Annotated in this window: 20 protein-coding genes; 6 read left to right on the plus strand and 14 right to left on the minus strand. The window is 47.1% G+C overall.

Annotation, left to right across the window (positions count from 1 at the left end; translation table 11 throughout):
• The first annotated feature begins 13 nt into the window (after positions 1–13).
• Positions 14–1,153: a DUF484 family protein gene (locus tag ACO0KY_RS12490; RefSeq protein ID WP_423046490.1), complete on the plus strand. Its 1,140-nt coding sequence runs from the start codon at positions 14–16 to the stop codon at positions 1,151–1,153.
• 30 nt (positions 1,154–1,183) lie between these two features.
• Here ACO0KY_RS12490 and ACO0KY_RS12495 read toward each other — a convergent pair whose 3' ends face one another.
• The 3 genes from ACO0KY_RS12495 to rsmD form a co-directional block, all read right to left on the minus strand.
• Positions 1,184–1,441, minus strand: a complete 258-nt coding sequence (locus tag ACO0KY_RS12495) for a YfhL family 4Fe-4S dicluster ferredoxin (RefSeq protein ID WP_186913516.1) — start codon at positions 1,439–1,441, stop codon at positions 1,184–1,186.
• A gap of 92 nt (positions 1,442–1,533) precedes the next feature.
• Positions 1,534–2,028, minus strand: a complete 495-nt coding sequence (gene coaD, locus ACO0KY_RS12500) for a pantetheine-phosphate adenylyltransferase (RefSeq protein WP_186913515.1) — start codon at positions 2,026–2,028, stop codon at positions 1,534–1,536.
• 85 nt (positions 2,029–2,113) lie between these two features.
• Positions 2,114–2,743 carry a 16S rRNA (guanine(966)-N(2))-methyltransferase RsmD gene (rsmD, locus tag ACO0KY_RS12505; RefSeq protein WP_423046493.1) on the minus strand — a complete coding sequence of 210 codons (630 nt, stop codon included), beginning with the start codon at positions 2,741–2,743 and terminating at the stop codon, positions 2,114–2,116.
• A 116-nt stretch (positions 2,744–2,859) separates the two neighbouring features.
• On the opposite strand from rsmD, the gene ftsY reads away from it, so the two are divergent.
• The 4 genes from ftsY (at position 2,860) to rpoH (ending at position 6,814) form a co-directional block, all read left to right on the plus strand.
• Entirely contained in the window at positions 2,860–3,951 is a 1,092-nt protein-coding gene (gene ftsY, locus ACO0KY_RS12510; protein ID WP_423046495.1) for a signal recognition particle-docking protein FtsY, read from the plus strand.
• 30 nt (positions 3,952–3,981) lie between these two features.
• Complete coding sequence (locus tag ACO0KY_RS12515) at positions 3,982–4,656, plus strand: cell division ATP-binding protein FtsE (RefSeq protein WP_423046497.1); 675 nt, start codon at positions 3,982–3,984, stop codon at positions 4,654–4,656.
• A 23-nt stretch (positions 4,657–4,679) separates the two neighbouring features.
• A complete protein-coding gene (locus ACO0KY_RS12520; protein ID WP_423046499.1) occupies positions 4,680–5,594 on the plus strand; it encodes a cell division protein FtsX in 915 nt (304 codons plus the stop codon).
• Positions 5,595–5,923: 329 nt separating this feature from the next.
• The gene (rpoH, locus tag ACO0KY_RS12525) at positions 5,924–6,814 is read left to right on the plus strand and encodes an RNA polymerase sigma factor RpoH (protein ID WP_186913510.1); all 891 of its coding nucleotides are present in this window, start codon (positions 5,924–5,926) and stop codon (positions 6,812–6,814) included.
• An 82-nt stretch (positions 6,815–6,896) separates the two neighbouring features.
• Here rpoH and ACO0KY_RS12530 read toward each other — a convergent pair whose 3' ends face one another.
• From ACO0KY_RS12530 to ACO0KY_RS12550, 5 genes are read right to left on the minus strand one after another with little or no spacing between them, the layout of a single operon-like run.
• Positions 6,897–7,484: an SCO family protein gene (locus ACO0KY_RS12530; RefSeq protein ID WP_423046502.1), complete on the minus strand. Its 588-nt coding sequence runs from the start codon at positions 7,482–7,484 to the stop codon at positions 6,897–6,899.
• 2 nt (positions 7,485–7,486) lie between these two features.
• Positions 7,487–8,371: a heme o synthase gene (cyoE, locus tag ACO0KY_RS12535; RefSeq protein WP_186913508.1), complete on the minus strand. Its 885-nt coding sequence runs from the start codon at positions 8,369–8,371 to the stop codon at positions 7,487–7,489.
• A gap of 1 nt (position 8,372) precedes the next feature.
• The gene (locus ACO0KY_RS12540; protein WP_423046504.1) at positions 8,373–9,464 is read right to left on the minus strand and encodes a COX15/CtaA family protein; all 1,092 of its coding nucleotides are present in this window, start codon (positions 9,462–9,464) and stop codon (positions 8,373–8,375) included.
• A 5-nt stretch (positions 9,465–9,469) separates the two neighbouring features.
• On the minus strand, positions 9,470–10,081 hold the full coding sequence (locus tag ACO0KY_RS12545) for an SCO family protein (protein WP_423046506.1): 612 nt from the start codon (positions 10,079–10,081) through the stop codon (positions 9,470–9,472).
• Positions 10,065–10,829 (minus strand): SURF1 family protein, encoded by a 765-nt coding sequence (locus ACO0KY_RS12550; RefSeq protein ID WP_423046508.1) that lies wholly within the window; start codon positions 10,827–10,829, stop codon positions 10,065–10,067. Before ACO0KY_RS12550 ends, ACO0KY_RS12545 begins: the two co-directional genes overlap by 17 nt.
• A gap of 68 nt (positions 10,830–10,897) precedes the next feature.
• Between ACO0KY_RS12550 and ACO0KY_RS12555 the strand changes: the two genes are divergently transcribed.
• A complete protein-coding gene (locus ACO0KY_RS12555) occupies positions 10,898–11,098 on the plus strand; it encodes a twin transmembrane helix small protein (protein WP_186913504.1) in 201 nt (66 codons plus the stop codon).
• Between the two features lie 101 nt (positions 11,099–11,199).
• On the opposite strand, the gene ACO0KY_RS12560 is transcribed toward ACO0KY_RS12555, so the two are convergent.
• From ACO0KY_RS12560 to coxB, 6 genes are read right to left on the minus strand one after another with little or no spacing between them, the layout of a single operon-like run.
• Positions 11,200–12,060 (minus strand): cytochrome c oxidase subunit 3, encoded by an 861-nt coding sequence (locus ACO0KY_RS12560; RefSeq protein ID WP_186913503.1) that lies wholly within the window; start codon positions 12,058–12,060, stop codon positions 11,200–11,202.
• A gap of 40 nt (positions 12,061–12,100) precedes the next feature.
• Positions 12,101–12,328 (minus strand): DUF2970 domain-containing protein, encoded by a 228-nt coding sequence (locus ACO0KY_RS12565; protein WP_423046511.1) that lies wholly within the window; start codon positions 12,326–12,328, stop codon positions 12,101–12,103.
• A complete protein-coding gene (locus ACO0KY_RS12570) occupies positions 12,325–12,915 on the minus strand; it encodes a cytochrome c oxidase assembly protein (RefSeq protein ID WP_423046513.1) in 591 nt (196 codons plus the stop codon). Before ACO0KY_RS12570 ends, ACO0KY_RS12565 begins: the two co-directional genes overlap by 4 nt.
• Positions 12,916–12,927: 12 nt before the next feature.
• The gene (locus tag ACO0KY_RS12575; RefSeq protein WP_423046515.1) at positions 12,928–13,053 is read right to left on the minus strand and encodes a cytochrome oxidase small assembly protein; all 126 of its coding nucleotides are present in this window, start codon (positions 13,051–13,053) and stop codon (positions 12,928–12,930) included.
• 48 nt (positions 13,054–13,101) lie between these two features.
• The gene (gene ctaD / locus ACO0KY_RS12580) at positions 13,102–14,715 is read right to left on the minus strand and encodes a cytochrome c oxidase subunit I (RefSeq protein ID WP_423046517.1); all 1,614 of its coding nucleotides are present in this window, start codon (positions 14,713–14,715) and stop codon (positions 13,102–13,104) included.
• A 26-nt stretch (positions 14,716–14,741) separates the two neighbouring features.
• Positions 14,742–15,914 carry a cytochrome c oxidase subunit II gene (coxB, locus tag ACO0KY_RS12585; protein ID WP_423046519.1) on the minus strand — a complete coding sequence of 391 codons (1,173 nt, stop codon included), beginning with the start codon at positions 15,912–15,914 and terminating at the stop codon, positions 14,742–14,744.
• Positions 15,915–16,392: the final 478 nt, after the last annotated feature.

Raw genomic sequence — 16,392 nt, forward strand, 5'->3', positions numbered from 1 at the left:
TTGAGAGAAATTGATGGATGGTGCTGCCCCCTATTCTGCTAAACATCCTCCGCGCTTATCAGCGATGGATGAATTGCGTTTGGAAAACAACATGCTGCGCTCTCGTCTGGACGATATTCTTGAGCATGCACATCGCAATCAAAACATCATGGAGCGGCACCAGAAATTTGAATTGCAAATCATCGGTGCCAGCCATTTCAGAGAATTAATCAACAGTATTTTCAGCTCTCTCGCTGAAACATCAGAACTGGATATGGTGAGTCTGATCCTGCTTGATCCACGCCAGGATTTGCAACAAATGCTGACCGATTTGCGCATCAATTTGCGCGAATTTCCACATATGTTGTTTGTTCGCAGCGAACGCGAATTGCAGACGCCCTGCATCAGTTCACAAAAACCAGTTCTGGGACCTTACGAACGTCATCTGTATGAACAGTTCTTCCGCAGTTTCAGCCAAAAGCCGGCCAGTGTTGCACTGATTCCGTTAATACGACAAGGAAGATTGATCGGTTATCTCAATCTGGGTAGTTTTTCGGCGGATCGTTTTTTATCGAGCATGGCAACCGACTTTATCCAACGGTTGGGCTCTATCATTGCGATTTGTCTTGAAAACGTGATCAACAACGAACGCCTGACTTACATCGGCCTCACCGACCCGCTGACCAATGTCAGCAACCGTCGCTACGTTGAACAACGCACGCTGGAAGAAATCGGTCGAGCAAGGCGTCAGGGCTATGGTATTGCCTGCATGTATCTGGACATTGATTTCTTCAAAAAAGTGAATGACCAATACGGTCATCAAGGCGGTGATGATGTACTTTGCGAAGTTGCACGTAGGATCAAAGCAGAACTGCGACTCAGCGATACACTCGGACGTTTTGGTGGAGAAGAATTTGTCGTGTTATTGATCAATGCCAATTTGCAAGACGCCATGATGGTGGCAGAACGCATACGCCGCAGCATCGCTGAGAAGGCGTTTCCGCTATCTGAAGGGGGTAGCTGCAACACGAGTATTTCCATCGGTCTGACGACCGTGTCGGAAAAACAAAACCACGGCGATGAAGTAATCGTTGCTAAAGAAATGATTTCCAGAGCTGATCGCGCGTTGTACGACGCCAAACGCTCAGGCCGCAATATGGTGCGCTGCGAATAAAAACACCAGGTCACGCATCGTGGCAAGAATTTATTTGGTTGGTGCTGCTTGCAGACGTTCGTATTTTGCCTTCAATTCGGCGTTACTTTCCCGCCATTCAGGATTAAACGGAATGCAATTGACCGGACAAACTTGTTTGCACTGAGGTTCATCATAGTGACCTACACATTCGGTACACTTGTGTGGATCGATTTCATAGATTTCTGGCCCCATGAAAATCGCATCATTCGGACATTCCGGTTCACATACGTCGCAGTTAATGCAATCGTCGGTAATCATTAAGGCCATACTTACTCACTTCTCTTTCATTGCATCAGGCTGGCTCAACAACCTGCCAAGCCTGATTTTTTCGCCATAACTAAAATTCTATGCAGCAACGCTTATTTATTTTCGTTCGCTGCTGCTACTTTTTGCTTCAACCAACGATCCACTGATGGGAACACAAATTTAGACACGTCGCCGCCAAACATCGCAATTTCACGGACGATGGTGCCAGAGATAAATTGGTACTGGTCAGACGGTGTCAGGAATAAAGTTTCAACATCTGGCAACAAATAACGATTCATACCTGCCATCTGGAATTCATATTCAAAATCCGACACCGCACGCAAACCGCGCACAATCACGCGCGCATCGTTTTTGCGCACAAAATCTTTTAGTAAGCCTGAAAAGCTCTCTACCCGCACATTCGGGTAATGACCGAGTACTTCGTTAGCGATACTCAAACGCTCTTCCAGAGAGAAAAATGGCTTTTTGCTCTTGCTATCCGCAACACCTACCACCAATGTATCAAACAAACCCGAGGCACGACGCACCAGATCTTCGTGACCGCGTGTCAGCGGATCAAATGTTCCCGGATATACGGCTGTGACCATCTTCACTCCCTATTTTTGCTAATTGCATAATGATATGCACCAATTTGACCTGCCATTATGCCTGATTTTCGCGCGTTTTACGTACTCAAATGCTGCGTTGCAGAATATGGAAATACACACTTCCGGCTTTATCAGCGCGTATTAACTGCCAACCACTCAGCAAAACTTGCATGTTCTCCTCTGGGCTTTCAGGATCTAATGCAAATTCTGATTCGACATAGACGCAGCTTTGAGGATGAATAATTTCTTTGCATGCTGGCAATATTTTTTCCAACCAACCTTGTTCAAATGGCGGATCGAGAAAAATAAGGTCAAATTTTTGCCCTTGTGCAGCCACATTCGCGATCACTTTAGCAGCATCACCGCGAACTAACTGGCATTGGTTGGCCTGTAGTTTGGCTTTTACCTGCTCTAATTGCTTAAAAGCTGGGGTATGGGATTCGACCATCACGACCTGTGCAGCACCGCGACTCGCTGCTTCAAAGCCTAGAGCACCGCTGCCGGCGAAGAGGTCAAGGCAGGTTATTGGCGTCCAATGTGCGTCAAACAGATGGTTAATCCAGTTAAATGTGGTTTCTCTGACACGGTCTGGGGTGGGTCGTAAGCCTTCCGCCTCGATCACGCTCAACAGGCTGCGCTTCCACTGGCCACCGATAATTCTGACCTGATGGGCGGCACGTTGTGGGGATACAGGCTTTTTAGTCTTGGGTTTCATTGTTTGCTTGACACTGGTAAATCGAATTACCGGGCGCGGTCTGTTAGAATGGCAGCATTCTATAATACTTGGGTGGGCCGTAGACAGCCATCCATCTTCCGACAAAATCATCCCCGATGTTTAGCTTTTTCAAAAGAAAACCCAAAGAAGAGCCAGCGCCAACGCCGCAAAGTGTTGCTGCGCCTGCCTCTGAGAGCATAATTGCTGTTACTGAAACGGTTTCAGCGACGCCATTCACGACCGAAGTTGCCATCCAACCGACTCCTGCATCAGCTCTGATCGCTGATACGGTTCCTGTCCCGGCAGAGCAAAAACGCTCGTGGTTAAGCCGTTTAAAAGCAGGCCTGGCAAAAACTTCGTCCAATCTGACCACCTTGTTTGTTGGTGCACGCATTGATGATGACTTATACGATGAATTGGAAGCAGCATTGCTGACATCCGATGCTGGCGTAGAAGCAACATTATTTTTGCTTGATGCCTTGAAGAAAAAGGTTAAAGAAGAAAAATTAACTGAAGCAGAACAAGTAAAAACGGCACTCAAGGCTTTATTACTCGAATTGCTGACGCCACTGCAAAAGCCTTTGGAACTCGGCCGTCATCAACCTATGGTCATGATGATTTCTGGCGTCAATGGCGCTGGCAAAACCACCACGATAGGCAAACTGGCCAAGCATATGCAAGTACACGGCCAGTCGGTCTTACTCGCCGCGGGTGACACCTTCCGTGCTGCCGCACGCGAACAGTTGACGATCTGGGGTGAGCGCAATGACATCACAGTGATTTCGCAAGAATCTGGCGACCCTGCAGCAGTCGCGTTTGATGCGGTCGCCTCCGCGCGCGCTAAGGGTACGGATGTGGTGATGGTGGATACCGCTGGTCGTCTGCCTACGCAATTGCATTTGATGGAAGAATTGAAGAAAATCAAACGTGTCATTGCAAAAGGTATGGACGGCGCACCACAAGAGATATTGCTCATCATCGATGGCAATACGGGGCAGAACGCGTTGGCACAGGTCAAAGCCTTTGACGACGCACTGCAATTGACCGGACTGGTGATTACCAAGTTAGACGGCACCGCCAAAGGTGGCGTGCTGGCAGCGATTGCTAAGAACCGCCCGGTCCCGGTTTATTTCATTGGTATTGGTGAGCAAATTGAAGATTTGCAGCCATTTAATGCGCAAGAATTTGTCGACGCTTTGTTCAATTAAATTTAACGATAGTACGGACATTACACCGCCATGATCGAATTCGATAACGTCTCTAAACTGTATGCTGGCGACGCCTGCGCCTTGCGCAATATTTCCCTGACGATACCAGATGGCGAGCTGATATTTTTAGCTGGCCCTTCCGGTGCAGGGAAATCGACTTTATTGAAGATGATTGCTGGCATTGAGAAGCCAACGACTGGTCGGGTGATGGTCAATGGTCAGGATGTGAGCAAGTTGCAAACCAGCAGCTTGCCTTACCTGCGACGTAAGCTAGGCTTGATTTTACAAGATCAAAAGCTACTGAATGATCGCAGCATCTTATCGAATGTGATGTTACCGCTGATCGTGACAGGAGCCGCGGCGCAAGAAGCCGAATCACGCGCCCGCGTCGCTTTAGAAAAAGTAGGGATGCTGGAAAAGGCCAATGCGCTCCCGTTGACTTTGTCTGGTGGTGAACAACAACGCGTTGCGATTGCCCGCGCAATCGTCAACCGTCCTAAAATCATTCTGGCCGACGAACCGACCGCATTTCTTGACCGAGAAAATGCGAACAAGGTACTGAGTGCTTTAAAAGCTTTTCAGAGCGCTGGTGTTACGTGCCTGATTTCCAGCCACGATGAACAGTTTCTGGATCAGGCCAGCCGTGTGATTTATCTGAGCAAAGGCCAGATCACTGATTCCTGGAATTCTTCCATCGCCGCCTGATATCTTATTTCAAGGATAAACCCATGACCATCTGGTTTCGTGAGCATCTGTTTGCATTAAAAAGTGCCTACACCCACTTGCGTGCAGGTACCGGCAATTTTTTATTTAATGTGTTAGTGGTTGCAATTGCACTGGCCTTGCCTATCGCAGGCCTGACATTGATTGAAAACATCAAACCGATTTCTTCACAATTATCCATAGAACCTGAAATCAGTATTTTTGTCAGCCCAGACACAGCGCGTGACAGCGCAACTGCCTTATCGGTACCAATCAAACGCTTGCTCAAAGAAAATGCGATCAATGGCAAACTGGCTTTTATTCCCAAAGAAAAAGCGCTCGCTGCGATGCAAGACTCGTCTAGCCTGGCGGAAGTGTTGTCGACCCTAGGTGGCAATCCACTACCTGACGCCTATATCTTATCGCTATCGAACAACGATGCAGAGAAATTGGACAGCTTGGTTGAAAAATTAAAAGCTTTACAAGATGTTGATGTGGTTCAGGTAGATTCGGCCTGGGTTAAACGTCTGGCGGCTTTAGTGCAAATTTTACAAATGGGTTTGTTGTTCCTGGCAATTACTTTGGGAGTAGTTGTCATAGTGGTGGTTTTTAATGCAACTCGCTTGCAAGTGATTTCACATCAGGCAGAAATCTCCGTCACGCGCTTGTTAGGTGCGACCAATAGCTTCATCCACCGGCCCTATTACTACACAGGTGCCCTGCTCGGCTTACTGGCTGGGGCAGTGGCACTAGGCGCAATTGCGGCGTCCTTGCAGCCTTTAAATCAGGCAATTGCCGATTTTGCCAAACTCTACGCATCGGAATTCCGGCTCACGCCTTTAGGGATTATTCCTAGCCTTGCTTTGCTCGCATTTAGCATGTTTTTAGGGCTATGTGGTGCGTATTTATCGGTTCGCCGACAATTGGCGCGCGCTAGCTAACACCGGATTTTCTCCAAATTCATGCAACTTTTTGGATAAATTGGACTCTTAATATCGTTATTTGTGCTTTCTTGTGCAATATCAAGATCTTTACCCAGTCAGGCACTATCGTTATCTAAGACGGTTTATCCCAGATAAAACACATACAGATAACGAGGATAGACGCAAAAAATCTTTCTGCAAGGCAAATTCATCAGCCTGCCGCACTCAGATTTGAGCATCAATTCCAACTATTAGCACTCTTCTCAAGAGAGTGCTAATATAAGGGCTTATACAGCTAGTTTTTCTATTTTTATTGAAACTGGCAGCAATGAGGAGGAACCATCGCAATGACTTCGACACAACTTATCCCGGCAACAGATAGCAAAGCGCTCGCCCTGGGTTTCAGTGGCACGCTCGGAAATATTGACGCCTATATCTCAGCAGTCAATCGCCTGCCTATGCTCACGCACGAAGAAGAGATCAGTCTCGCCAGCCGCTTACGTGCTGACAATGATCTGGGCGCAGCGCAACAACTGGTTATGTCACATCTGCGTTTAGTTGTTTCTATTGCCCGTGGTTATCTGGGTTACGGTCTGCCACATGCAGATCTCATTCAAGAAGGTAATATCGGTTTGATGAAAGCCGTTAAGCGTTTCGATCCTGATCAGGGCGTACGTCTTGTGTCCTATGCCATGCATTGGATCAAGGCTGAAATGCACGAATACATCTTGAAAAACTGGCGCCTGGTGAAAGTAGCAACGACTAAAGCGCAACGTAAATTGTTCTTCAATCTGCGTAGCCACAAAGAAGGCTTAGAGACGATGTCTCCTAAGCAAATCGATGCGCTGGCAAAAACACTGGATGTCAAACGCGAAGAAGTCATTGAAATGGAAATGCGTTTGTCAGGTCATGACATTGCACTGGATGCGCCGACGGATGACGACGATGAAAAATTCGCACCTATTGCGTATTTAAAAACTGAATCTGACGAACCAACCAAAGTGCTGGAAACTCGCCAGTATGATCGCCTGCAAAGCGAAGGTCTGGAAAGTGCCTTGTCAAAACTGGATGCGCGTTCACGTCACATCATCGAAGCGCGCTGGTTAAAAAATGACGACGGCTCAGGTGCGACACTGCATGAATTGGCTGATGAATATGGCGTTTCTGCAGAACGTATCCGCCAGATTGAAAGCGCAGCATTGAAAAAAATGAAGGGCGCTTTAGCGAATTACGCTTAAGCACTCAACAAATTGCAATCAACAAAAAAGCACTCAGAAATTGAGTGCTTTTTTTTCGACTTCAATAAAGTATTGAAGTAAATTACTTAAGTAGCAATTTCAAATCATGCACGATAGGCTCTATTCCTTGACCAAGGCTTAAGAACAAGCGTATGTGCCCATCCGTGTCAAACACGTAGCTACCAGCCGTATGATCCATGGTGTAGCTGGTCGGCGTCTTGCCAGGGACTTTTTGGTAATAGACTTTAAAATCTTTAGCGATTTTGGCGGTCGCCGCAGCATCACCGTACATACCTAAAAAACGTTGATCAAAATTCGGCACGTAAGACGCCAGCAAAGCCTGCGTATCGCGCTCAGGATCAATGGTGACGAAAATCACCTGCACTTTGTCTGCCTGTTGTCCCAATTGTTGCATCACATTTGCCATCTCTACCATGGTCGTCGGGCAGACATCAGGACACTGGGTATAACCAAAAAACATGATCACCACTTTGCCTTTAAAGTCAGCCAGAGTACGTGCCTTGCCATTGTGATCAGTCAGCGCAAAATCCTTGGCGTAATCGATGCCGATGATGTCGGTGTTTGAAAATTTTTCAGCAGGAGGATTACAAGCCGCTAACAGCGTCAGCAGACCGGTAATCAAAAAACAAGACAGAATTTTTTTTAACATAATCAAAACTTCAGATAGTGATCGACCAACAAAGCGGCAAACAACAAGGACAAATAAATGATCGAGTAAGCAAAGGTTTTACGCGCCAGAATATCGCTGTAATTGCGATACATTTGCCATGCGTACCACAGGAAGATCCCACCCAGCACCACAGCGCTAAACAAATAAATCAAACCACTCATATGTACTGCATACGGCAACATCGTGGTCGCAAACAAAGCAATGGTGTAGAGCCAGATATGCAAGCGTGTTATTTCAGGTCCATGAGTAATCGGCAACATCGGCAACCCCGAACGTGCATAATCGTCACGGCGATACATCGCCAGAGCCCAAAAATGCGGTGGTGTCCAGATAAAGATAATCAATACCAGCAACCAAGCTTGCATAGGCACATCATTGGCAACCGCTGCCCAACCTAAAGCAGGTGGCATCGCACCGGATAAACCGCCAATCACAATATTTTGTGGCGTTGCCGGTTTTAAAATGATCGTATAGATAATGGCATAACCGACAAAGGTCACAAACGTTAGCCACATCGTGAGTGGATTAACCAAGGTGTTGAGTACCCACATACCGATGCCGCCAATCACACCAGAAAATACCAGAGTTTGCAAGGCACTGATTTCTCCTTGCGCTGTGGCACGACGTGCAGTGCGCGCCATACGAGCGTCAATTTCACGCTCGACCAGACAGTTAATCGCAAATGCAGCACCAGCCAATAACCAGATACCGATGGTCGCTGCTACTACGACATGCCAGTCAGGCAAATCAGGGGTAGCGAGAAACATGCCAATAACGGCACAAAATACCGCCAATTGAGTAACGCGCGGTTTGGTTAATGCCCAGTATTGGGCTAAACGGTTTGAGGGCAAACTTAAAGTGGTCATGTTAAATGGGTGAACTGAGGGCATGGCTGGCATGCCTAACGCGATAGTTTAACATGGTCAGCAACAGGACTAGCATTGCCGCACCGCCGTTGTGTAAAACTGCTAATAATAAGGGCCAAGAAAAGAAAATAGTCGACACCCCGATCAGGAACTGTAAAACAATTGCCAACAACAATTTATTTCCTAGTGACTCAAACCCTGGTGTGCGCATTGCCTGCCATGCTACATAGCTCACCACCACTATTACCAGCAAGGCAAAGTTCCGGTGTAACCAATGTATCGCAACTAAGGCAGGAAAAGGCAAGTACTCTCCATTAGTGGTCATCCCTAGCTGACGCCAGAGACTAAAACCATGTTCAAAATCCATCGTTGGCACGACTTGACCGTGACACAAAGGATAATCCTGACAAGCGAGTGCTGCGTAGTTAGTGCTTACCCAACCACCTAAGGCGACCTGTATAAACAAGAGAATCAAAGCAAACGTCGCGGGCAGTATCAACGCTTTTGCTGCATTGGGAGCCATACTGGAGACATGCTTAATCTGGTGACTATGCTGTTCAAGTACAGCCGCTAACAAAGCCAATAGACCCATGCCCAATAACAAATGGGTGGTCACGATAACAGGTTGTAATTTGAGCGTGACCGTCCACGCACCAAAAGCACCTTGTACACACACGCAAAGCAAAGCAGAGGTGGTCAGCCACGGTGAAATATCAGTCGTCTTTTTTCGCATCCAAGCCAGCAAGACCTGAGCACAGATTAGTACACCAACACTCATCGCCAGATAACGATGCACCATTTCTATCCAGGCTTTTTGTGTTGTTACTGGTCCATGTGGCATAGCGACTTCGGCGGCTTTGATCGCTTCATGAGACAACAAAGGATTCGCTTGTCCATAACAGCCCGGCCAATCGGGACATCCCAGACCGGAATCAGTCAGCCGGGTAAACGCACCAAACATGATGAGTTCAAACGTCAACGTTAAGGTGACCGCGATCAGTTTGCGATGTTTATTTGTTTCTTTTGATAAGAACACAATACACAACGGAATGACCGCGACACCGAGTCCAGTTAAAGCAAGTTGTAACCACATAATGTTTAACCTATTGCTGATGCGCGCAGCAACTTGGTCAGATCCTTTTTAATCAGATTCGGATTAGCATCTTTAGGAAAGCGCATCATCAGATTTCCTAGAGGGTCGATCAAGTATATATGATCGCTGATTTCTGATTCATTGGTGGCGGGCAACCAGCCTTTGAGCGCCTTGGCATCAGCACGCAAAACATGCAAACCATCGTGTTCGCGCAACAGACTGGTCGCGATTGCTTGCTCATCCATTAATAGCCAGACGCGCTCTATCCTGTCCATGTCTTTGCCCTGAGTTAATCTGAGCTGGCGCACATCAATCAGCTTTTTTTGACAGGCATCCGCACAATCACCGCTATCAACACTAAGCATGATCCACTTGCCGCGGTACGCTTCTAATCCCGTGGTTTTGCCTGCATTCACAGGCGTGGTATCACCCAGCAAATGCGCGTGCAGTTCTGGCATTGGGTGTTCGCGTGGATCGAGTATCGTGCCATAGTTGGTGCGCCCTTCAGGCTTAATGACATAATACGCAATGTACGAGGCAATCATCGGAGCCGCGCAAATAGCGATGACCAAAAATAGTTTCCAGCGGCCTTTGGCGGCATTATTGTGTTGCTGCATTGTTGGTGTCTGATTTGTCATTGCTGTTTGATACTTTGTGTTTTCCACGACGAATTCCTGTCACTACAAAAAATAAACATGCCATGCCCGATAAGGCATACCACTGAAATGCATAGGCACGGTGTTTTTCAGCACCGGCAGACGGCACAGACCAATGTCGCAACAAGCCGTCGGAAGTATCCGACGTTTGTTCCACGATGAGCGGCTCCAGCGCTATGCCGCTTTGTTGTGCCAGACCCGTTACTTCAAGATTCTGCACAATAGCACCAGGCTTTAAAGCATCTGGCTGCCCTAATTGCATCACTCTATCTAGCTTATCACGCAGCACGCCTTCAATTTCCACGACGCCTGTTGGCGTTATCAGCGTGGGCACAGTCTTTCTGTCTTGCTGATTTCGTGCCTGCCAACCCCGTGCGATCAGCACGTTGCGCTGAGTGCCTTCGAGATGAAACGGCATCAACACGTACAGACCTGCATTGCCCTGCATAGGACGATTATCGAGATAGAGTGGCCATTGCGCGACGAATTCACCACGTAGTAAAACCTTACTAAATACTGGCACCGTCGATAAGGCTTTATCAGCAGCGATGCGCTGCGCCGGCATCCGAGCAAGTGTACTGATCTGGCTGGCGATCTGTTCTTTTTCCAGAGCACGTCGCGTCTGCCATTGGGCTAAACCGATGCCAATACTAACCACCACGACGGTAGCAACGAAGGGAAAAAACTTCAATCGAAAGGAAATAAACATAAGCGCATGACGAAAGTATTACAATGGAAAATCATTCAACTAGTATGACGTCTTAGCAAAGTTCAAGTATGAAAATTCTCGTCGCCATTGCTTTTTTTCTGATTATATTCAGTATGGGCTCTGCCCTGGTATTTTTGATGAAAGATAAAGGTCGCAGCAATCGCACCGTCAAAGCACTGGCGTTTCGCGTTGGCTTTTCTATCAGTCTGTTTTTATTGATTCTGCTGGCCAATCATTTCGGCTTAATACAACCCACTGGCATCAGATAAAACCTCATTCCCCGTATAAAAAAGCCGCACTGAGAAAGTGCGGCTTTTTACATGGTGATGCTCATTCAAACAGCGAAGTAAGCAACGAACAGCCAGGCAACTTAGAGCCAATATACAACCACGTACAAACCCAGCCAAACGACGTCAACAAAGTGCCAGTACCATGCAGCCCCTTCAAACGCGAAATGCTGCTCAGGCGTAAAGTGACCCTTCATGACGCGGAACAACACGACTGACAACATAATCGCGCCCATGGTCACATGGAAGCCGTGGAAACCAGTCAGCATGAAGAACGTAGAACCGTAAATACCGGAGGTTAATTTCAGATTTAGTTCATGGTAAGCCTCGATATACTCATACGCCTGGCAACCCATGAAAGTGGCACCGAGCAAAATCGTCGCAAACAACCAGAACGCCGTTTGAGAGCGATGACCAGCACGCAGTGCGTGATGCGCAATCGTCAGCGTGACCCCAGATGTCAACAACAAAGCCGTGTTGATCGTCGGGATAGGAAAAGGCGTCATGGTTTTGAATGCTTCTATCGTTCCCGCTGGCCCCGTATTGCCCCATTGACCAGAGAAATTCGGCCATAAGACCTTATGGTCCAGATCAGACAACCATGGCATAGAGATGCTACGCGCATAGAACAAAGCGCCGAAGAATGCACCAAAGAACATCACTTCAGAGAAAATGAACCAGCTCATACTCCAACGGAAAGACGTATCAATACGCTCGCTATATTTTCCACCTTCGGATTCGGCGATGGCATCGCCAAACCAGTTGTACAACACCACCAGCGTCAAGAAAATACCAATACCGTTCGCGTATGGCCCCCAGCCTAAGCCATTGACCCAGGCAGATGCGCCAAACATGGTCACTAGCAGAGAAAAGCCCGCCAGCACTGGCCATTGAGATGGCCCTGGTACAAAATAATAAGGCGCTTTCGCGTTTGAAGAACTCATTTCCATCTCCTGATGCAATTGAATATACTTACTTAAATTGTTATTTTGCGACTACCTGCCGAACGATCAACACTAAAGTTGAAATAAAAATTAGTGCTCCGATCAATCCGGCAATGATGACGTGAACCGGATTGAGCTTTGCTGCGTCCTGCTCATAATCATTTTTTTTACGAATACCAAGAAACGACCAAAACACCGCTTTCATTGCTTTAAAAAACGAGGCTTGCTGTTTCACCTGAGGTTTCGTTGTTTCTTCTACTTCACTCATGATTTACCTTGTTCTGTCGAACTACTTAACTTCGGTGCCCCGCCGACCTCAAAAAAGGTATAGGACAGCGTAATTGTTTTGACATCCTCAGGTAAAGCCGGATCAATATAAAACACCACCGGCATTTGCCGCGCCTCATTGGGTTCCAGCGTTTGCTGCTTAAAACAAAAACATTCTATTTTTTTGAAATACGCACTCGCTTGTTGTGGTGCATAGCTGGGTATCGCTTGCGCATCCATCTTATACGACTGCTTATTGACCACTTCATACACAATCTGCGACATCTCGCCAGGATGCACTTTCATGCTCGTCACCGTTGGCCGAAAACGCCATGGTCCTTGCGTGTTGGCATCAAACTCAATGGTGACTTCACGACTACGATCAATCTGTGAATTCGATAACTCTTTGGCAGAGATATCTTTAGGCGTCAAAATATTGATACCAGTCACTTCACAAATTTGTTTGTAAATCGGCACTAAAGCATAACCAAATCCAAACATCACTATCGCAATCACGATCAACTTACCGAGCATGGTCGCATTGAGTTTTTTACTTATATCTGACAATTTCGGGTCTTGCTCAGCCATGCAGTTTCCGTTTTAAAAACGCAGGGTCTGTTTCAAAATGACACCAGCAAAAAAGATGATGGCAACTGAAAACAAGATCAGCGCAGTCCTGAGATTATTCGGCTTTTTTTTATCGTTTTTCATATTGGCTTTTGCCATCCGCGACGCTGCACTTGAATAAGTCAACTACAGCGTCGTTCAGGTTAATTATTTAACGACAGGTGGTTCTTCAAATGTGTGGAATGGTGCTGGGCTTGGCACAGTCCATTCCAGACCTTCTGCGCCTTCCCATGGGCTCGCTGGTGCGGGCTTACCGCCTCTGATGGAAGGAATGACCACTGCCAGAATAAAGAAGACCTGCGACAGACCAAAGCCAAACGCGCCAATACTTGCAAGCTGATTGAAATCAGTGAATTGCGCTGGGTAATCGGCATAACGACGTGGCATCCCAGCTAATCCCAAGAAATGCATAGGGAAGAAAGTGATGTTAAAGAAAATCAACGATGCCCAAAAATGGATCTTGCCGCGGGATTCGTTGTACATGAAACCTGTCCATTTTGGTCCCCAGTAGTAGTAACCAGCAAACAAGGCAAACAAAGAGCCAGCCACCAACACATAGTGGAAATGCGCTACGACGTAATAGGTATCCTGCAACTGAATATCAATCGGTGTCACCGCCAGAATCAAACCTGTAAAACCGCCCATGGTGAACACGAAGATGAAACCAACGGCAAACAACATTGGCGTCTCGAACGTCATCGAGCCTCTCCACATTGTGGCTACCCAGTTAAACACTTTTACACCGGTTGGAACCGCGATCAACATGGTGGCGTACATGAAGAACAACTGAGCCGTCACTGGCATACCAGTAGTGAACATGTGATGCGCCCAAACGATGAAGGACAAAATCGCAATCGATGCCGTCGCATACACCATTGACGCATAGCCAAATAAAGGCTTACGGGCAAACGTAGGAATGATGTGAGAGATAATGCCAAACGCTGGCAAAATCATGATGTACACCTCTGGGTGACCAAAGAACCAGAAGATGTGTTGATACATCACAGGATCACCACCGCCAGCAGCATTAAAGAAGGAAGTACCAAAATGACGATCTGTCAGCGTCATGGTAATCGCGCCAGCCAGGACAGGCATGACAGCAATCAACAAATATGCCGTAATCAACCAGGTCCAGCAAAACATCGGCATCTTCATCAATGTCATGCCAGGAGCACGCATATTCAAAATCGTTGTGATGATGTTGATCGAACCCATAATGGATGAAGCACCCATGATATGCACAGCAAAAATTGCCATGTCCATGCCAGGTCCCATTTGCGTCGACAGCGGTGCGTACAAGGTCCAACCAGCAGCAGTTGCGCCACCAGGTACCCAGAACGACGTCACCAGCAAAATCGCTGCTGGTGGCATCAACCAGAATGAAAAGTTATTCATACGGGCAAATGCCATATCGGATGCACCGATTTGCAATGGAATCATCCAGTTCGCAAAACCAACAAAGGCCGGCATAATCGCGCCGAACACCATGATCAGACCATGCATCGTGGTTAATTGGTTAAAGAATTCTGGTTGCACCAATTGCAAACCAGGTTGGAACAATTCTGCTCGAATGATCAAAGCCAATACACCACCCGTCAACAGCATGGTGAAAGCAAACCACAGATACAGCGTGCCAATATCTTTATGGTTAGTGGCAAATAACCAACGACGCCAGCCATGCGGATGGTCGTGCGCATGATCATGATCGTGGCCGTGAGAATGGTCGTGATCGTGAGCGTGATCAAGGGTGGTTGTACTCATCTTGTCTCCTGTACTGTTCTGTGCGATTACTTACGCGCCGCCAAAACTTCGGCTGGCTGGACAATGTTTTCTGCGGATTTATTGGACCAGTTATTACGTGTGTAAGTAATAACCGCAGCAATTTCCGTATCCGATAAAGTTGCCTTCCACGAGGGCATTGCAGCTTTACCATTCAACACCAAATGTACCTGCGCGTCTTTAGGACCAGCGACAACACTGGAGCCATCTAATGCAGGGAAAGCACCGGGAACACCTTTACCAGTGGCTTGATGGCAAACCACACAATTGGAAGCATAGACTTTTTCACCACGCTGTTTGAGCTCATCGATGGTCCAGACTTTATTAGGATCATCGGCTTTTGCGGCCATTTCTTTTTTCTTACCGTCAACCCACAATTTGTAGTCTTCAGCAGAAACCACTTTAACCACGATAGGCATAAAGGCGTGCTCTTTACCGCATAACTCTACGCACTGGCCACGGTAAGTACCGATTTTTTCTGCTTTGAACCAGGTATCGCGCACATATCCCGGGATCGCATCTTGTTTCACACCAAATGCGGGGATAGTCCAAGAGTGGATCACGTCATTGGCCGTCGTAATCAGGCGGACTTTTTTGTTGACCGGCACCACAACTTCATTGTCGACTTCGAGCAGGTAGTTGTCACCGCGCGCTTCCGTTGGAGCAACACCAGGGGAGCCCACCTGGGTACGCGGTGTAGCGAGTGTCGATAAAAATGAAATCCCCTCGCCTTCACCTTTGAGGTAATCGTAACCCCATTTCCACTGCATACCCGTGGCTTTAATGGTGATATCAGCGTTTGAAGTGTCTTTCATCGCTACTACCGTTTTGGTCGCTGGCAGCGCCATACCGATCACGATCAAGAAAGGAACGATGGTCCAGGCGATTTCTACTGATGTACTTTCGTGGAAAGTCGCAGGCTTGTGACCCAAAGATTTACGATGCTTCAGAATAGAATAAAACATGACCCCGAACACGGCCACGAAGATGACCAGGCAAATGATCAGCATCAGATTGTGTATCGAGTAAATTTGTTCGGCTATCTGCGTAACTGGTGTTTGCAAATTTAGCTGAAGTACCGCAGGGCCGCCCTGACTATCTACCACTGCCCATGTCGGCAAACTGGCCGCCAGCAGAGAGGCACCCAGCATGAACGACTTTAATCGCTTTGCTTGTTTCATGTTTTCCCCAAAACCCCGATTAGAATTATTATGAACCAGCGCCAAGACGCATCACCTTGACTACAAATTACATTTAGAGCTAACGCAAAAACATGACTGCAAGGCGCAAATGCATTCGGGGTTAGGGAAATATCCTGTCATCAATTCATATGACACAGTATATTCATTTGATCGGTTAGTACTAAAGAGCGCTATTCCGACTACACCATATCGACGAAGGCAGTGCAAATTGTACTAGGCTGAACCTTGAAGCTTTCATGCCGACAGCGGCATTTTTTGCATAAGACCTAACAAAGTGCGAACTGGCAACTTCTACAACGGTCTGAGTATAAGATGGAAAGTGAAAGGATATCAAGCAGAAAGCGTGACAGAAATCGTTGATCTGGCTCAAATGAAACAAACGATAAAAAAATGCTTTACAAGTTTTTTGCATTCGTTTTTGATTTTTCTCAATCACGAACTTTCGCAAAATGAAAAG

The sequence above is a fragment of the Undibacterium sp. Dicai25W genome, assembly GCF_049340505.1.
Lineage (GTDB): Bacteria > Pseudomonadota > Gammaproteobacteria > Burkholderiales > Burkholderiaceae_D > Undibacterium > Undibacterium jejuense.

Bases quoted from the DNA above. Each gene is read 5' to 3' on its own strand.
- ACO0KY_RS12515 (WP_423046497.1), top strand. From the start codon at position 3,982: ATGATCGAATTCGATAACGTCTCTAAACTGTATGCTGGCGACGCCTGC.
- ACO0KY_RS12570 (WP_423046513.1), bottom strand. From the start codon at position 12,915: ATGGCTGAGCAAGACCCGAAATTGTCAGATATAAGTAAAAAACTCAAT.
- ACO0KY_RS12495 (WP_186913516.1), bottom strand. From the start codon at position 1,441: ATGGCCTTAATGATTACCGACGATTGCATTAACTGCGACGTATGTGAA.
- ftsY (WP_423046495.1), top strand. From the start codon at position 2,860: ATGTTTAGCTTTTTCAAAAGAAAACCCAAAGAAGAGCCAGCGCCAACG.
- coaD (WP_186913515.1), bottom strand. From the start codon at position 2,028: ATGGTCACAGCCGTATATCCGGGAACATTTGATCCGCTGACACGCGGT.
- ACO0KY_RS12540 (WP_423046504.1), bottom strand. From the start codon at position 9,464: ATGTGGTTACAACTTGCTTTAACTGGACTCGGTGTCGCGGTCATTCCG.
- ACO0KY_RS12545 (WP_423046506.1), bottom strand. From the start codon at position 10,081: ATGCAGCAACACAATAATGCCGCCAAAGGCCGCTGGAAACTATTTTTG.
- ACO0KY_RS12560 (WP_186913503.1), bottom strand. From the start codon at position 12,060: ATGAGTTCTTCAAACGCGAAAGCGCCTTATTATTTTGTACCAGGGCCA.
- ACO0KY_RS12575 (WP_423046515.1), bottom strand. From the start codon at position 13,053: ATGGCAAAAGCCAATATGAAAAACGATAAAAAAAAGCCGAATAATCTC.
- coxB (WP_423046519.1), bottom strand. From the start codon at position 15,914: ATGAAACAAGCAAAGCGATTAAAGTCGTTCATGCTGGGTGCCTCTCTG.
- cyoE (WP_186913508.1), bottom strand. From the start codon at position 8,371: ATGACCACTTTAAGTTTGCCCTCAAACCGTTTAGCCCAATACTGGGCA.
- ACO0KY_RS12550 (WP_423046508.1), bottom strand. From the start codon at position 10,829: ATGTTTATTTCCTTTCGATTGAAGTTTTTTCCCTTCGTTGCTACCGTC.
- ACO0KY_RS12490 (WP_423046490.1), top strand. From the start codon at position 14: ATGGATGGTGCTGCCCCCTATTCTGCTAAACATCCTCCGCGCTTATCA.
- ctaD (WP_423046517.1), bottom strand. From the start codon at position 14,715: ATGAGTACAACCACCCTTGATCACGCTCACGATCACGACCATTCTCAC.
- ACO0KY_RS12530 (WP_423046502.1), bottom strand. From the start codon at position 7,484: ATGTTAAAAAAAATTCTGTCTTGTTTTTTGATTACCGGTCTGCTGACG.
- rpoH (WP_186913510.1), top strand. From the start codon at position 5,924: ATGACTTCGACACAACTTATCCCGGCAACAGATAGCAAAGCGCTCGCC.
- ACO0KY_RS12520 (WP_423046499.1), top strand. From the start codon at position 4,680: ATGACCATCTGGTTTCGTGAGCATCTGTTTGCATTAAAAAGTGCCTAC.
- ACO0KY_RS12555 (WP_186913504.1), top strand. From the start codon at position 10,898: ATGAAAATTCTCGTCGCCATTGCTTTTTTTCTGATTATATTCAGTATG.
- ACO0KY_RS12565 (WP_423046511.1), bottom strand. From the start codon at position 12,328: ATGAGTGAAGTAGAAGAAACAACGAAACCTCAGGTGAAACAGCAAGCC.
- rsmD (WP_423046493.1), bottom strand. From the start codon at position 2,743: ATGAAACCCAAGACTAAAAAGCCTGTATCCCCACAACGTGCCGCCCAT.